The sequence below is a fragment of the Archangium gephyra genome (genome assembly GCF_042230915.1).
GTDB lineage: Bacteria > Myxococcota > Myxococcia > Myxococcales > Myxococcaceae > Archangium > Archangium gephyra_B.
This window is the reverse complement of the sequence record NZ_CP102578.1, coordinates 8,805,569-8,821,807: the sequence shown is the minus strand read 5'-3', so window position 1 is coordinate 8,821,807 and position 16,239 is coordinate 8,805,569. Positions and strand designations below refer to the sequence as shown.

Genomic DNA, 16,239 nt, shown 5'->3' with positions numbered 1-16,239 from the left:
CCGCGGTCTGTTCAAGACGCGCTACTCGTTGTTGCCGCCAGAGTGTGCACGCTCGGCGTTCTTGAACAGCCACACACGCAACAAACTGAGCAGCTGATCCGTCTCCACCGGCTTGGTGATGTAGTCGCTGGCGCCCGCGTCGATGCACTTCTCCCGGTCGCCCTTCATGGCCTTGGCCGTGAGCGCGATGATGGGGAGCGTCTTCAGCTCGTTGACCTGGCGGATGGCGCGCATGGTCTCGTAGCCGTCCATCTCCGGCATCATCACGTCCATGAGGACGACGTTGAGGTCCGGGGTGGCGCGGATGATGTCGATGCCCTTGCGGCCGTTCTCCGCGTAGAGCACCTGCATCTTGTGCTTCTCCAGCACGCTGGTGAGGGCGAAGATGTTGCGCACATCGTCGTCCACCACGAGCACCTTCTTGCCGGCCAGCACCGGATCGCTCTGGTGCACCTGCTTGATCATCGCCCGCTTGTTCTCGGGGAGGTTGGCCTCGACGCGGTGCAGGAAGAGGGCCGTCTCGTCCAGGAGCTGCTCGGGCGACTTGACGCTCTTGATGATGATGGCGTCGGTGACGCGCTTGAGGACCGTCTCCTCTTCCTCGGACAGCTCCTTGCCGGTGTAGACGATGATGGGCGGGGTGTGGCCCTTGGCCTTCATCGCCTCGATGAGCTGCAGGCCCGTCATGTCCGGCAGGCCCAGGTCCAGCACCACGCAGTCGAAGTAGCGCTCCTGCATGGCGGTGAGGGCTTCCTGGCCGCTGCCCACCGCGGTCGACTTCACGTCGCCGTTGCCAATGAGGGTGACGATGCTCTCGCGCTGGCGCTGATCGTCCTCCACCACGAGCAGGTTCTTCACCGGCCGCTCGATGAAGCCCTTCACGCGGGTGAGGGCATCGCCCAGGGCCTCGCGGTTGGCCGGCTTCTGGAGCACCGCCAGGGCGCCCAGCCGCAGGCCGCGGCTGCGCTGCTCCTCGCTCGCGGAGATGATGTGCACCGGGATGTGGCGGGTGCGGCTGTCGTGCTTGAGGCGGTCCAACAGGTTCCACCCGTCGATGACGGGCAGCCCGATGTCCAGGGTGATGGCATCCGGCCGGTACTGGCGCGCCATGGCCAGGCCCGTGTCTCCGCGCAGCGCCACCAGGCCCTTGAAGCCCTTCTCGCGGGCCAGGGTCAGCACGATGCGGGCGAAGACGATGTCATCCTCGATGATGAGCAGCGTCCGGTCTCCCGGCTGGATGCTGCGGCGGTCGTCCTCGACCTCCTCCTCGCGTGCCAGCTCCGCGTCCTGCACCGCGGTCTCCACCTCGGCGCGCAGCGCGTTGAGGCGCGCCTCGGCCGTGGCCCGCTCGGACTGGGTGGGGTTGGAGTTGCCGGCGCTCAGCTGCTGCGAGCGCAGCTGGCTGGTGACGGGCACGTACGTCTGCGGCACGAAGAGGGTGAAGGTGCTGCCCTTGCCCGGGGCGCTGGACACCTTGATTTCGCCACCGAGCAGCTTGGCGATCTCCCGGCTGATGGACAGCCCCAGGCCGGTGCCGCCGTACTTGCGGCTGGTGGTGCCATCCGCCTGCTGGAAGGCCTCGAAGATGATGCGCTGCTTGTTCTCCGGGATGCCGATGCCCGTGTCGACGACGGAGAAGGCGAGCACCGCGCCGCCCTGGTTGAGCACCGGGTGATCCACGCTCCAGCCGCTGCGGGCCGGGCGCACGTCCAGGGTGACCTGGCCTTCCTCGGTGAACTTGAAGGCGTTGGCCAGCAGGTTCTTGAGCACCTGCTGCAGCCGGCGCCCGTCGGTGAGGATGTGCGAGGGCAGGGCCTGGGCGAAGTCCAGCTTGAAGGCCAGCTTCCGGTCCACCGCCACCTGCCGGAAGGTGCGCTCCACGAAGTCCTTCAGGCTGTTGAGCGACACCTCGTCCACGTCCACGCTCATCGTCCCGGACTCGATCTTCGAGAGGTCCAGGATGTCGTTGATGAGGCTGAGCAGATCGCTGCCGGCGCCGTGGATGGTTTGAGCGAACTCCACCTGGCGGCCGCTGAGGTTGCCCTCGGAGTTCTCGGCCAGCAGCTTGGAGAGGATGAGGAGGCTGTTGAGCGGCGTGCGCAGCTCGTGGCTCATGTTGGCCAGGAACTCGCTCTTGTACTTCGAGGAGAGGGCGAGCTGCTGGGCGCGCTCCTCGAGGGCCACCTTGGCCTGCTCGATCTCGCGGTTCTTGCGCTCGACCTCCATGTTCTGGACCTGGAGGAGGCGGCTGCGCTCCTCGAGCTCCTCGTTGGTCTGCTGCAGCTCTTCCTGCTGCTGCTTGAGGCGCTCCTCGGAGGCCTGGAGGCTCTTGGCCTGCTGCTCCAGGCGGCGGTTGGTCTCGGTGAGCTCCTGCTGCTGGCTGCGCAGCTCGTCGGCGAGGCTCTGCGACTGCTTGAGCAGCTCCTCCGTGCGCATGCCGGCGGCGATCGTGTTGAGCACGATGCCGATGGACTCGGTGAGCTGATCCAGGAAGGACAGGTGCGTCTCGCTGAACCGGTAGAAGCTGGCCAGCTCGATGACGGCCTTGACCTGGCCCTCGAAGATGACGGGGAGGACGACGATGTTGAGGGGCTTGGCCTCACCCAGTCCGCTGTTGATGCGGATGTAGTCGTCCGGCACGTCGGTGAGGAGGATGCGGTCCTTCTCCAGGGCGCACTGGCCCACCAGGCCCTCGCCCAGCTTGAAGGAGTTGGCGAGGCTCTTGCGCTCCTTGTAGGCGTAGGCGGACAGCAGACGCAGCGCCTGCATCTTCTCGTTGCCGTCCATCAGGTAGAAGACGCCGTGCTGCGCCTGAACCAGCGGCGCCAGCTCCTTGAGGATGAGCTTGGAGACGGTCTCCAGCTCGCGCTGGCCCTGCAGCAGGCGGGTGAAGCGCGCGAGGTTCGTCTTCAGCCAGTCCTGCTCGGTGTTCTTCTGCGTGGTGTCACGCAGGTTGGCGATCATCTGGTTGATGTTGTCCTTCAGGGCGGCCATTTCACCCTGGGCCTCAACCGAGATGCTGCGGGTCAGGTCGCCCTTGGCAACCGCGGTGGCGACCTCGGCGAGCGAGCGCACCTGGGTGGTGAGCGAGCCGGCCATCGAGTTCACGTTGTCCGTGAGGTCCTTCCACGTACCGGCGGCGCCGGGCACCTTGGCCTGGCCACCCAGCTTACCCTCGATACCCACCTCGCGGGCCACCGTGGTCACCTGGTCGGCGAAGGTGGCCAGCGTGTCGATCATCCCGTTGATGGTGTCGGCGAGGGCGGCGATCTCGCCCTTGGCGACGAGGGCCAGCTTGCGCTTCAGGTCACCGGCGGCGACCGCGGTCACGACCGTGGCGATGCCTCGCACCTGAGCGGTCAGGTTGCTGGCCATGCTGTTCACGTTGTCCGTGAGGTCCTTCCAGATGCCGGCGACGCCCTGCACCTGCGCCTGGCCGCCCAGCTTACCCTCGGTACCCACCTCGCGAGCGACGCGGGTCACTTCCGAGGCGAAGGACGAGAGCTGATCCACCATCGTGTTGATGGTCTGCTTCAGCTCGAGGATTTCCCCCTTCACGTCCACGGTGATCTTCTTGGAGAGATCACCCATGGCGACGGCGGTGGTCACCTTGGCGATGTCGCGCACCTGAGCGGTCAGGTTGCTCGCCATGCTGTTCACGTTGTCGGTCAGGTCCTTCCAGGTGCCGCTGACGCCCTTCACCTGCGCCTGGCCGCCCAGCTTTCCTTCCGTACCGACTTCCTTGGCGACGCGGGTCACTTCGGAGGCGAACGAGGAGAGCTGATCCACCATCGTGTTGATGGTGTTCTTGAGCTCGAGGATCTCGCCCTTCACGTCCACGGTGATCTTCTTGGAGAGGTCACCGCGGGCAACGGCGGTGGTCACCTCGGCGATGTTGCGCACCTGGTCGGTCAGGTTGCTCGCCATGGAGTTCACGTTGTCCGTGAGGTCCTTCCACGTGCCGGACACGCCCTTCACCTGGGCCTGGCCGCCGAGCTTTCCTTCCGTACCCACCTCGCGAGCGACGCGGGTCACCTCGCCGGAGAAGGTGTTCAGGTTGTCCACCATCGTGTTGATGGTGTTCTTCAGCTCGAGAATCTCGCCGCGCACATCCACGGTGATCTTCTGGCCGAGGTCGCCGTTGGCGACGGCCGTGGCGACCTTCGCGATGTCACGGACCTGGGCGGTGAGGCCGCTGGCCATGCTGTTCACGCTATCGGTGAGGTCCTTCCACGTACCGGCGACCCCACGTACGACGGCCTGACCACCCAGCTTTCCTTCCGTACCCACCTCGCGAGCGACGCGGGTCACTTCGGAGGCGAACGAGGAGAGCTGGTCGACCATCGTGTTGATGGTGTTCTTCAGCTCGAGGATCTCGCCCTTCACGTCCACGGTGACCTTCTTGGAGAGGTCGCCGTTGGCCACCGCCGCCGTCACCTTGGCGATGTCACGCACCTGGGCGGTGAGGTTGCCGGCCATGGAGTTCACGTTGTCCGTGAGGTCCTTCCACGTACCGGAGACGCCTTCCACCTGCGCCTGGCCGCCCAGCTTGCCCTCGGTACCCACTTCCTTCGCGACGCGGGTCACTTCCGAGGCGAACGAGGAGAGCTGATCCACCATCGTGTTGATGGTGTTCTTCAGGGCGAGGATCTCGCCCTTCACGTCCACGGTGATCTTCTTGGAGAGATCGCCCCGGGCCACGGCGGTGGTCACCTCGGCGATGTTGCGGACCTGGCCGGTGAGGTTCGAGGCCATCTGGTTCACGTTGTCCGTGAGGTCCTTCCAGGTGCCGGCGACGTCCTTCACCTGGGCCTGGCCACCGAGCTTGCCCTCCGTACCGACTTCGCGGGCGACGCGCGTCACCTCGACGGAGAAGGTGTTGAGGTTGTCCACCATCTTGTTGATGGTGTTCTTGAGCTCGAGGATCTCACCGCGCACGTCCACGGTGATCTTCTGGCCGAGGTCGCCGTTGGCCACCGCGGTGGCGACCTTGGCGATGTCGCGCACCTGGGCGGTGAGGCCGCTGGCCATGCTGTTCACGCTGTCCGTCAGGTCCTTCCAGGTGCCGCTGACGCCCTGCACCTGCGCCTGACCGCCCAGCTTTCCTTCGGTACCCACCTCGCGAGCGACGCGGGTCACTTCGGAAGCGAAGGAGGAGAGCTGATCCACCATCGTGTTGATGGTGTTCTTCAGGGCCAGAATCTCGCCCTTCACGTCCACGGTGACCTTCTTGGACAGGTCGCCGCGGGCCACCGCCGTGGTGACATCCGCGATGTCACGCACCTGGGCGGTGAGGTTGGAGGCCATCTGGTTCACGGAGTCCGTGAGGTCCTTCCACGTACCGGACACGCCCTCGACCTTGGCCTGGCCGCCGAGCTTTCCTTCGGTACCGACCTCGCGGGCCACGCGAGTGACTTCGCCAGAGAAGGTGTTGAGGTTGTCCACCATCTTGTTGATGGTGTTCTTGAGCTCGAGGATTTCGCCCTTCACGTCCACGGTGACCTTCTGGCCGAGGTCTCCGTTGGCGACGGCGGTGGCGACCTTGGCGATGTCACGCACCTGGGCCGTGAGGCCGCTGGCCATGGAGTTCACGTTGTCCGTGAGGTCCTTCCACGTACCGGACACGCCCTTCACCTGGGCCTGACCACCGAGCTTACCCTCGGTACCCACTTCGCGGGCCACGCGGGTCACTTCGCCGGAGAAGGTGTTGAGGTTGTCCACCATCGTGTTGATGGTCTGCTTCAGCTCGGCGATCTCACCGCGCACGTCCACGGTGATCTTCTTGGACAGGTCGCCGTTGGCCACGGCGGTCGTCACGTCGGCGATGTTACGCACCTGGGCGGTGAGGTTGCTCGCCATCAGGTTCACGCTGTCGGTGAGCTCCTTCCAGGTGCCGGACACGCCGCGCAGCACGGCCTGGCCACCCAGCTTTCCTTCGGTACCCACCTCGCGGGCCACGCGGGTCACTTCGCTGGCGAACGAGGACAGCTGGGCCACGGTGCTGTTGACGACCTGGGCGGTGCGGAGGAACTCGCCCTTGAGGGGCCGGTCCTCGAACTCCAGCGCCATGGTCTGGGTGAGGTCACCCTTGGCCACCGCGCCGATGACGCGGGCCACCTCGGTGGTGGGCTGGGCCAGGTCGGAGATGAGCGAGTTCACCGCCTCCACGGCGGCCTGGTAGCTGCCCACGGCGCCGTTGAGCGTGGCGCGCTGGTTGATGCGGCCCTCGCGGCCCACCACGGTGCTCACGCGCTCCAGCTCGTGCACCAGGGCCTGGTTGAGGGTGATGACCTCGTTGAAGGTGTCGTAGATCTTCCCCGTCGTGCCTGTCCGGTCCTCGGGCATGCGGACGCTGAAGTCACCCTTGCGCAGGGACTGGAGCGTCTTGAGGAGGATCTTCGGATCGAGCGCGTTGTCGGTGGGCGCCTTGTCGGACTGCGTTGCCATGGTGTGGGGCGTCTCCTGTGCTGCTTGTCCGGAGGAACGGACCCCGGGAAGGGCCGTCCACCGTCACCTGGGGGTAAAGGGGATGAGGCGGACTCAGGCCGCCACGGTGCAGAGCTTCTTCAAGACTTGAGAGAGATCGTCGGAGGACACGGGCTTGACGAGGTGGGCGTCGAAGCCCGCCTCGAGCGCGCGTTTGCGGTCCTCGGGGTGGCCGTAGCCGGTGAGGGCCACGAGCCGGGTCGCGGCGCCGCCGGCGGAGGCGCGGACCAGCTCGGCGACCTTGTAGCCGTCCAGCTCCGGCAGGCCGATGTCCACCAGGGCCACCTGGGGACGCTCGGAGAGCACCAGGTCCACCGCCGAGCGGCCGTCGCTGGCCTCCTGCACGCGGTGGCCGTGGAGCTCCAGCAGATCCTTGAGCGTCTCGCGGATGTCCGGGTTGTCCTCCACGAGGAGGATGTGGAGCGGCTGCAGCTTCTGGGCGGTGGCGGCGGCGGCCTTGAGCATGCCGGGCAGCGCGAGCGCCGCGGGAGTCTCGTCGGGGAGGGGGAGGCGGACGGTGAACTCGCTGCCCTGGGACATGCCCTCGCTGCGGGCGGAGACGCTGCCGCCGTGCATCTCCACGAGGCTGCGCACCAGGGTGAGGCCGAGGCCGAGGCCGCCCTGGGCCCGGTCGCTGCCGGGGTCCACCTGCACGAAGAGCTCGAAGACGCGGTGGAGCATCTCCGGCTTCAGTCCGATGCCGTTGTCGCGCACGCTCAGGACGAGCTCATCGCCCTGGCGCTCGGCCTTGAGGTGGATGCGGCCGCCGGAGGGCGTGTACTTGGCCGCGTTGTGCAGCAGGTTGGCCACCACCTGCGTCATGCGGGTGGGGTCCACGTTGAGCATCACCGTCTCGGAGGGCATGGAGACGCTCAGCTCGTGGCGGCGCTGGGAGACGATGGGCTCGCAGGCCTGCACCGCGCCCTCCACCACGTCCGAGAGGGGGACGAGGACGGGCTTGAGCTCCACCTTGCCGCGGGTGATGCGGCTGACGTCCAGCAGGTCATCCACCAGCCGCGTCATGTGCGCCACCTGGCGGTCCGCGCTGGCGATGGTGCGCTGGATGATGTCGTCCTGCCACATGCGCATCCGGAAGACCTCGAGCGCGTGGCGCACGGGGGCCAGGGGGTTGCGCAGCTCGTGGGCGAGCATGGCCAGGAACTCGTCCTTGCGCCGGTCCGCCTCGCGCAGCGCGCCGATGAGCCGCTCGCGCTCCAGGGCCACGGCGACCTGATCGCACACGCCCTGCATGAGCGACAGCTCGTCGGCGGAGAAGGCGCGCATGACGCGGGTGCCGAAGGCCAGCGTGCCCAGGACGCGGCCCTGGCTGATGAGCGGGTAGCACGCGAGCGCGGCCAGTCCCAGCTCCGGCGCGGCATCCGGGAGGGGCCCGTTGGCGGCGGCGCCGGCATCGAGCACCCAGCGCTTGCTGTCGGCGGCCACCCGGCCCGCGACGCCCTGTCCGGGCGCCAGGGGCTCCAGCCGGTGGAGCATCCCCTCGGGGATGCCCGCGTGCGCCGCGAGCTGCAGCACGCTGTGGCCCTCCTGGAAGAGGTAGCCCATGCAGACCTCGAGTCCCAGGTGCTCGACGATCTGATGGTGGACGCTGTTGAGCAGGGTGCGCCCGTCGGGGCCCTTGAGCAGGCGGCTGGCCACGTCCGCCAGCAGCCGCAGCCGGGCGTTGCTCTCGTGGAGGGCGGCCTGGGCCTGCTCCTTCTCGTTGACGAGCCGCACCAGCTCCTGGGCGCGCTGCTCGCGGGCCTCGGACACCTTGCGCTCGCGCTCCATCTCCTGCTCCAGCAGGGAGCGCTCGTAGTGCGTGCGGGCCTCGGCCAGCTCGCGCTCGTGCTCGCGGTTCTCCGCCTGCCGCAGCAGCTCCGCCTGCCGGCGCACCTCTTCCGTCTTGCGGTGCAGGTCCAGGAAGACCGTCACCTTGGTGCGGAAGATCTCCGGGACGATGGGCTTGAAGAGGTAGTCCACCGCGCCCAGCTCGTAGCCGCGCGAGACGTTCACCTCGCTGCGGTTGTAGGCGGTGATGAAGATGATGGGGATGTGCCGCGTGCGCTCGCGCATGCGGATGAGGCTCGCCGTCTCGTAGCCATCCATCCCGGGCATCTGCACGTCCAGGAGGATGAGCGCGAAATCCCGGTCCAGCAGCAGGCGCAGCGCCTCGTCACCCGAGGAGGCGGTGACGATGTTGGCACCCATGTCGGCCATGAGCACCTCCAGGGCACGGAGGTTGGCCGGGGTGTCGTCAACGGTCAGCACATCGACGCGCGAGAGAGTGGGGGGCGAGGACATGGTGGGCGAAGCGGGGAGCGCGCGAGCCGTCCGGGGATCAGACACCGTGCTTGTTTACAGCCTCTCTCCACTCCAACCCAGACCGAAGGTTGAACACGCTGTCGGCTGACTGACGCCCAGGCAGACGAGCGGGCCGAAATGTGTTGGCCGAACGACATCAGGAGGTGGGAAACCGGTAGAAATGACGGGTTCCGGACATTCAACCCCCCTCTGGCGTCAAGGGGGGCGTGCACCTCAATCCGTCTCGGCCCGGGGGTGCGCTTGCGTCCAACAACTCCTGGGCCTTCGTCGCGCCCTCCAGTTCGACGTTTTTCCTACCTAATGGGATGGCCCTGGTCATCACAACCCAGCATGTTGACTGTTCCCGCCCTGTCTCCCTGGAGTCCAGAGGGCCGTTTTCGGCCCCTGGGGCGGGGGGAGGTGCAACGTGTCCAGTCGTTCCGTTGGCGCGCATGGCCGTGAGGCCGGTGCGCTCGTCCTGGCCGTGGCCGTGCTCCTCGGCGGGTGCGCCACGGGCCCTCCGCGTGCGAGCCTGACGAGCGGCTTCGGGCTCCACTCACGGCCTGCTCCACGCCGTGAGGCGTCCGGACCCGGGCCACGCGCGGCCACTCCTCCACTGGCAGAAGCGGAGGGAGCCGCGGGGGGCTTTCCCGAGCAGACCGAGGACTTCTTCCAGGGGGTGCAGGAGGCCAGCGGCCTTGGGGTGGAGGCCCGGCACCCGGTGGGTGCGGCGCTCTACCTGGAGCAGGCGCGCCAACTCCTGACGCAACTGTCGAAGACGCCCGTGACGCAGCGGAGCTTCGCCCCGCGCCGGGCATTGTATTGGCTGCTGCGCGAGGTGCTCGAGGGCGGCGAGCGCGTGGACTACGCCGACTTGCAGTGGCGGGCCGAGCGCTTCGGGCTGCTGGTGCTGGTGCGTCCGGACGGCTACCTGGTGACGGCGCTCGACGGGACGCCCCTCCAGCGCCTGGGCCCCCTGGAGCTGGTGGAGGGCGAGTGGCGGGTGGGGCGCCTGGTGGTGGGCGGCTTCTACGTCTCACATGGAAGCGTCTTCTACCCGGCCACCGAGGCGCTGCGGCGCGCGGACGGCCCGCCCCTGGCGGAGCTGGGCCTGGGCAGGGACGTGCTCAATGCCGCGCTCGACGGAGGCCAGCAGGCCCTGGCGGAGATGGCGCTGGCGCTGGCGCACACCGTGCTCCACCCCATCCGCACGCTGGAGGACCTGGGGCAGTTGCCCACCACGCTGGCGCACCTCATCGCCTCCTCACCCGAGTACTTCGCGCGCTACGGGGCCATGTCCCGGGAGGACCAGATACGCGAGGGGGCGCGCCTGTCCACGCACCTGCTCCTGCTGCTCGGAGGCGCGAGGGCCACGGTCGGACGGATGGGCGGGCTGGGGGCGGAACTGCCGGTGCTGGCACTCACGGCCGAGGGCGACCTGGTGCTGAGTGGAGCCGTGGTGGCCGCGGGCACCACGGTCACGGTGGGCCTGGACCTGAGCGCCCTCTCCATCCTCCACATGGCGGGCAAGGGCCAGGGGAGCACGGGTGGCGCGAGCGGCAAGGCGGGCAAGCACACCCAGACGGCTCCGGCGCGCGCGCCCGGCAGGTGGACGTACAAGAAGCCCACGACCGGGTCCAAGCGCTCCCTGGACTACCAGGAGCAGGTGACGGGGCGGCCCGCCTGGTGGGTGTACCTGGTGGGGAAGCTGGAGTTCGACGGCTTCAAGCTGGGGGAACTGCTGGAGGCCAAGGGCCCCGGCTACTGCTCTTTCTTCGAGGCCGACGGCACGCCCAAGCCCTGGTTCAGGGCGTCTGGCGGGTTCAAGGAGCTGATGGAACAAGCCGAGAAACAGTCGAAGATGGCCCAACGGTTGGGCATGCCAGTGAGCTGGCATGTCGCCGATGCCCAGGTGGCGGCGTACCTTCGCGAACTATTCACGGATGAAGGCTGGACGAACATCACCGTGCACCATACGCGACCGGCTCAGTAGGGAAGGAGCGCGCATGCAAGACAAATACTACCTGGGGGCGTACTGGGGTCCGCGCAAGGAGACTGCGCTGGAGTGTGCGCGGCGTGGGGAGCTCTTCTTCCACATGCTGGCGCGGTGTGACCCGGCGTTCGCCCAGTGGTACCGGGCGGGCCGTGGCTTCCCCCGCGAGCTGCCGGGCTGGCCCGTGCGCCCGGAGATGAAGGAGTTGGAGGCATTCTTCCTCAAGGGAAGGCTCCGCACCGACGTTGGCAAGGAGGTCATCGAGGAGCTGGGCTTCAGCCAGATGGTGTGGAACGCCAAGAAGGAGGCCATCATGATCACCTTTTCTTGTGGCGGATACTCGTGGGGAGGGCCCAATTCGTGCTTGGTCAGCCCCATCGGGAAGAGCGTGGTCTGGGATCGCCTGGTCCACTCGCCCGTGATGACTGAAGTGCTCACGAGCATGGCCACGGCGTGGGACCCCGACTTCGCCATGGCCAGTTCCTCTCAGATGGTGGACCTCATCCAGAAGCGGAAGCGGGAGGTGCGGGTGGGCTGGCTGACGTACCTGTCGCGCCGCCTGGGCACGCTGCCTCCGCTGCCCGCGCCCGTGCGCATCGAGCCGGTGGGGGCGCTGGGCTGGCTCCTCACTCTCTCCCCCGAGCCGATGACGGCGGACAACCCCGAGAACGTGGCCCTCACCGCCCGCGTGCGCGAGCTGCTCGACCGGGCGGGCCTCATCGAGCGTCCGCAACCCGGGCCCGCCAGCGAGGGACACGAGTAGCTGCCTGGGCAGGCTCACGTTGACAGCCAGGACGGTGCTCGGGCCTCTGGCGCGCTCCGGCCCGAAAATGGGATCCACCTCCGCCCAGGTGTAGACGTCTATACTTGGTGTAGGTTTTTTGTCTACATGTCCAGGTGTAGATGTCTACACCTGAAGCCGCTTCCAGGCCGCTGGAGAGAATCCGCTCCGTCGAAGGCCATGACGGGCCGCAGCGAGCTGCTCCAGTTCTCGGGTTCACCTGGTCCGAGGCCCGCTCACTCCTCGTCTTGCTCGGGATGGGCAATGGTCCGGAGCGCGATGCGGAAGAGCCGGAGCCTGTCGGGTGGCAGCTCGCGCACGAGCATGGCGAGGCGCCGCAGCTCCGGGGAGTCACCGGGGAGGGGAGCCGGGGCCTCTTGCGCGGGCGTGTCTTCCAGCGGGGGGGCCCCCAGGAGCACATCGGCGGAGATGCCCAGCAGCAGGCAGAGCGCCTTCAGCTTGGGGGTGCTGGGCAGCATATCCCCGCGCTCGATGCGTCCGTAGACGGTGGGGACGAAGCCCACCGCCTTGGCGACCTGCTCCTGGGTGAGCTCCAGGCGCAGCCGGGCCATGCGCAGCTCCGTGCCCAGCCTGGGTTGTAGCGTCTCTTCCTTGGGGTGCACGGCCCCGGACGATAATCCCTTTTCGGGGTGCTTGGCCGCGCTCAATGCGAGGAGGCCGCGGGCTCGGAGATGTGCTCCAGCGTCCGCGCCGTGGTGGTGTCGTCCGCCTCCTGCGCCAGGTCCCCCAGCGACAGGATGCCCACGAGGTTCTTGTGGTCGTCCACCACCAGCAGCCGGCGGAGCTGCTTGTCCCTCATCATGTCCGCCGCCTCGTCCAGGCTCGCGTCGAGGTGGATGAGCTCGACATCCTCGGTCATCACCGAGGACACCTGGGAGGTGTGGGGGTCATGCCCCATGGCGATGCCGCGCACCACGAGGTCCCGGTCCGTCACCACGCCCACCAGCCGGTCGCCGTCGCAGACGGGCACGGGCCCGATGTTGAACTGCCGCATCTTCTCCGCGGCCTGCATCAGGGTGGCGTTGGGGGCGATGACCTCCACGCCCCGCGTCATCACGTCCTTGATCGTCTTCATGCGCGCTTGCTCCGCTCCGGAGGGCCCTTGTCCCGGGGATAGGGTGGGGATCCCAGGAGGCGGGTGCACCCGCCGGGAGCCCGGACAGGGAGGGAGCAGGGGAGCGGGGCGCCGCCGGGTGGCTCAGCCTGTCTGGCGCCAGGCGGCGACGGCGAACAGCAGCCAGCCCGCGAGGAAGCCCAGCCCGCCCAGCGGGGTGATGGCCCCCAGGGCGCGCACCCCGGAGAGCGCCAGCGCGTAGAGGCTGCCGGAGAAGAGGAGGATGCCCACCAGCATCGCCCACCCGGCACCGTTCAACAGGGGGCTGGGACGCAGGTGCATCAGCAGACCGATCGCGATCAGCCCCAGCGAGTGGTACATGTGGTAGCGCGCGCCGGTTTCGAAGATGGTCAGGAGGTCCGGGGCGAGCCTCGCCCGGAGCGCGTGCGCGCCGAACGCTCCCGCCGCCACGGACAGGAACGCGCTTGCCGCGCCGAGAATGAGCCACTGCCGCATCGTCGAGCGCCTTTCTTCCTTCAGAGGTCCGACTGAGGCACCCTACCGCGCCTTTCCTGGCGCGTCTCTACTTCCTCTTCCGATGCCCGCTACCACCAAGAAGCCCTCCTCCCGCAAGATGCCCACCCTCACGCCCCAGCCCTTCGAGCTGAGGCCCTCGTCCATCCAGGGACGCGGCGCCTTCGCCACGCGCGCCATCCGCAAGGGCGCGCGAATCATCGAGTACCTCGGTGAGCGCATCTCCCAGGCCGTGGCCGATGAGCGCTACGACGACACGGCCATGTCCCGCCACCACACCTTCCTCTTCAACGTGGACGAGGACACGGTCATCGACGCCGCGCACGAGGGCAACGACGCCCGCTTCATCAACCACTCGTGTGCCCCCAACTGCCAGGCCTTCCTGGAGGGGGACCGCATCTTCATCTACGCCTTGCGCGACATCCCCGAGGGCGAGGAGCTCTGCTACGACTACTCCTACGACCGCACCGAGGACATGGGCCCGGAGGAGGAGGCGCTCTATGTCTGCCGCTGCGGCGCCCCCACCTGCCGCGGCACCATCCTCGCCCCGCAGGAGCAGGAGGAGGAGGCGAAGGCGCCCCGGAAGAAGTCTCCGGTGAAGGCGTCGAAGAAGAAGTCCTCCGGCCCGGCCCGCAAGCCGCCGGCGAGCCGCAAGCAGAAGTCCACCGCGAAGACGGGCCGCTCCACTTCCGGGACGAAGAACCGCGCCCGGACCCGCTCGGCCCGCGGCTGAGGTACGCAGGCTCCCTCTCCCTCTGGGAGAGGGCGGGGGGTGAGGGTCGTCCTCGCATGCAGACCCTCACCCCGGCCCTCTCCCAGAGGGAGAGGGGATGTTGACGGAGGGTACGAGTCAGGGGCCGGGGGAGCGGTCGCGGTGCTCGCCGGTGGGCTGAACGGTGGACACCCGCGGTTGAAACGGGCACGGTCCCCCCGCCTCGACTCGCACGGAGGATTCCTTGCCCCTCTCCCTCTTCGCGGCGCTCGCTCTTGCCGCCGCTCCCGCCAAACCCCAGCCCTTCACCATCCAGGACCAGGTCTCGATGCGCCGGATCAGCAGTCCGAGCGTGTCGCCGGATGGCAAGCGCATCGCCTTCGTGCTGCGCTCCACCGACCTGGAGGCCAACAAGGGCCGCACCGACTTGTGGCTCGTCAACGCCGACGGCAGCGGCCTGCGCCAGCTCACCTCGTCTCCCGAGAGCGAGGCCCAGCCCGTCTGGAGCCCGGATGGCCAGGGCCTCTTCTTCCTGTCCTCGCGCGGCGGCTCCCGGCAGGTGTTCCGCCTGCCGCTCGATGGCGGCGAGTCCCAGGCCGTCACGAAGCTGCCCCTGGACGTGGGCGCCTTCTCCCTGTCGCGGGATGGAAAGACGCTCGCGGTGGCCCTGGAGGTCTACCCCGACTGCGCCACGCTGGAGTGCACCCCCCAGCGCCAGAAGGAGAAGGCGCAGGGCAAGAGCACCGGCCAGGTGTACGACAAGCTCTTCGTGCGCCACTGGGACACGTGGGGCAATGGCAAGCGCTCGCACCTCTTCGTGCTGCCGGTGGATGGCAGCGCGGCCCCGCGCGACGTGATGGCGGGCATGGACGCCGATGGCCCCAGCAAGCCCTTCGGCGGCCCGGAGGAGTTCACCTTCACCCCGGATGGCAAGGGGCTCGTCTTCACCGCGCGCGACGTGGGCAACGGCGAGTCCTGGTCCACCGACCTGGACCTCTTCCTGGCCCCGGTGGACAAGGCCGGCACGCCCCGGAAGCTCACCGAGAAGAACCGCGCCACGGACACGCAGCCGGTGTTCAGCCCGGACGGCAAGACGCTCGCGTACCTGGCCATGTCGCGCCCGGGTTACGAGTCGGACCGGCTGCGCGTGGTGCTGCGCTCGTGGCCGGAGGGCAAGGAGCGCGTGCTCGCCGAGCAGTGGGACCGCTCGGCCGGCGGGCTCACCTGGAGCCCGGATGGCAAGTCGGTGCTCGTCACCGCGGATGACGTGGGCCACCACCGCGCCTTCTCCATCGACGTGGCGAGCGGCCAGGTGACGGCCTTCAGCGGCCCGGGTTACGCCACCGAGCCGCAGCCCCTGCCGGACGGGCGCATCGCCTTCCTGCACGATGACCTGAAGACGCCGGCGGACCTCTACACGGTGCGCGCGGATGGGAGCGACCTGCGCCAGCTGACGCGGGTGAACGAGGAGGCGATGTCGCGCCTGCGCTTCGGGGACTACGAGCAGTTCGAGTTCCCGGGCTGGAATGGCGAGACGGTGCGCGGCTACGTGGTGAAGCCGGTCGATTTCGACGCGAAGAAGAAGTACCCGGTGGCGTTCCTCATCCACGGTGGGCCGCAGGGCAGCTTCGGCAACCACTTCCACTACCGGTGGAACCCGCAGACGTACGCGGGCCGGGGCTACGTGGCGGTGATGGTCGACTTCCACGGCTCGACGGGCTACGGCCAGGGCTTCACGGACGCCATCCGCGGGGACTGGGGCGGCAAGCCGCTGGAGGACCTGCGGAAGGGCCTGGAGGCGGCGGTGAAGCGGTACTCGTTCCTGGATGGCGACAAGGTGTGCGCGCTGGGGGCGAGCTACGGCGGGTACATGATCAACTGGATCGCCGGGCAGATGCCGGAGCGCTTCCGGTGCCTGGTGAACCACGACGGCAACCTGGACGAGAAGCTGGCGTACTTCAACACGGAGGAGCTGTGGTTCCCCGAGTGGGAGCACGGTGGGACGCCGTGGGAGAACCCGGAGGGGTACGCGAAGCACAACCCGATCGACCACGTGGCGAAGTGGAAGACGCCGATGCTGGTGATTCACGGCGGGCAGGACTTCCGGGTGGTGGAGACGCAGGGGATGGCCACCTTCACGGTGCTGCAGCGGCGGGGGATTCCGTCCAAGTTCCTCTACTTCCCGGACGAGAACCACTGGGTGGTGAAGCCGGCCAACAGCATCCACTGGCACGAGACGGTGCTGGACTGGCTGGACCAGTGGACGAAGGGCGCGAAGAAGCCGGCGGTGGCGCCCACGGTGAAGGCGCTGCCGTAGGGGAGCAACAACCCCAAGCAACAACCCCAAGCAACAACCC

9 protein-coding genes are annotated in these 16,239 nt (G+C 68.1%); 4 read left to right on the top strand and 5 right to left on the bottom strand.

Annotated elements, in window-relative coordinates; all coding sequences use genetic code 11:
* Positions 1-21: 21 nt before the first annotated feature.
* Positions 22-6,447, bottom strand: coding sequence for a HAMP domain-containing protein (locus NR798_RS34515; protein WP_375766794.1), 6,426 nt, complete (start codon positions 6,445-6,447; stop codon positions 22-24).
* A 93-nt stretch (positions 6,448-6,540) separates the two neighbouring features.
* On the bottom strand, positions 6,541-8,787 hold the full coding sequence (locus tag NR798_RS34510; protein ID WP_375773866.1) for a response regulator: 2,247 nt from the start codon (positions 8,785-8,787) through the stop codon (positions 6,541-6,543).
* 817 nt (positions 8,788-9,604) lie between these two features.
* On the opposite strand from NR798_RS34510, the gene NR798_RS34505 reads away from it, so the two are divergent.
* Both NR798_RS34505 and NR798_RS34500 read left to right on the top strand, forming a co-directional pair.
* Positions 9,605-10,780 carry a Tox-REase-5 domain-containing protein gene (locus NR798_RS34505; RefSeq protein WP_375766793.1) on the top strand — a complete coding sequence of 392 codons (1,176 nt, stop codon included), beginning with the start codon at positions 9,605-9,607 and terminating at the stop codon, positions 10,778-10,780.
* 13 nt (positions 10,781-10,793) lie between these two features.
* The gene (locus NR798_RS34500) at positions 10,794-11,543 is read left to right on the top strand and encodes an Imm52 family immunity protein (protein WP_375766792.1); all 750 of its coding nucleotides are present in this window, start codon (positions 10,794-10,796) and stop codon (positions 11,541-11,543) included.
* 254 nt (positions 11,544-11,797) lie between these two features.
* Here NR798_RS34500 and NR798_RS34495 read toward each other — a convergent pair whose 3' ends face one another.
* The 3 genes from NR798_RS34495 to NR798_RS34485 all read right to left on the bottom strand — a co-directional run bounded on the left by NR798_RS34495 (position 11,798) and on the right by NR798_RS34485 (position 13,152).
* Positions 11,798-12,184, bottom strand: coding sequence for a helix-turn-helix transcriptional regulator (locus NR798_RS34495; RefSeq protein WP_375766791.1), 387 nt, complete (start codon positions 12,182-12,184; stop codon positions 11,798-11,800).
* 41 nt (positions 12,185-12,225) lie between these two features.
* Entirely contained in the window at positions 12,226-12,657 is a 432-nt protein-coding gene (locus NR798_RS34490; protein ID WP_375766790.1) for a CBS domain-containing protein, read from the bottom strand.
* A gap of 123 nt (positions 12,658-12,780) precedes the next feature.
* Positions 12,781-13,152: a DUF423 domain-containing protein gene (locus tag NR798_RS34485; protein ID WP_375766789.1), complete on the bottom strand. Its 372-nt coding sequence runs from the start codon at positions 13,150-13,152 to the stop codon at positions 12,781-12,783.
* A 118-nt stretch (positions 13,153-13,270) separates the two neighbouring features.
* On the opposite strand from NR798_RS34485, the gene NR798_RS34480 reads away from it, so the two are divergent.
* Positions 13,271-13,903 (top strand): SET domain-containing protein, encoded by a 633-nt coding sequence (locus NR798_RS34480; protein WP_375766788.1) that lies wholly within the window; start codon positions 13,271-13,273, stop codon positions 13,901-13,903.
* A 223-nt stretch (positions 13,904-14,126) separates the two neighbouring features.
* Entirely contained in the window at positions 14,127-16,199 is a 2,073-nt protein-coding gene (locus NR798_RS34475; RefSeq protein ID WP_375766787.1) for a prolyl oligopeptidase family serine peptidase, read from the top strand.
* Positions 16,200-16,239: the final 40 nt, after the last annotated feature.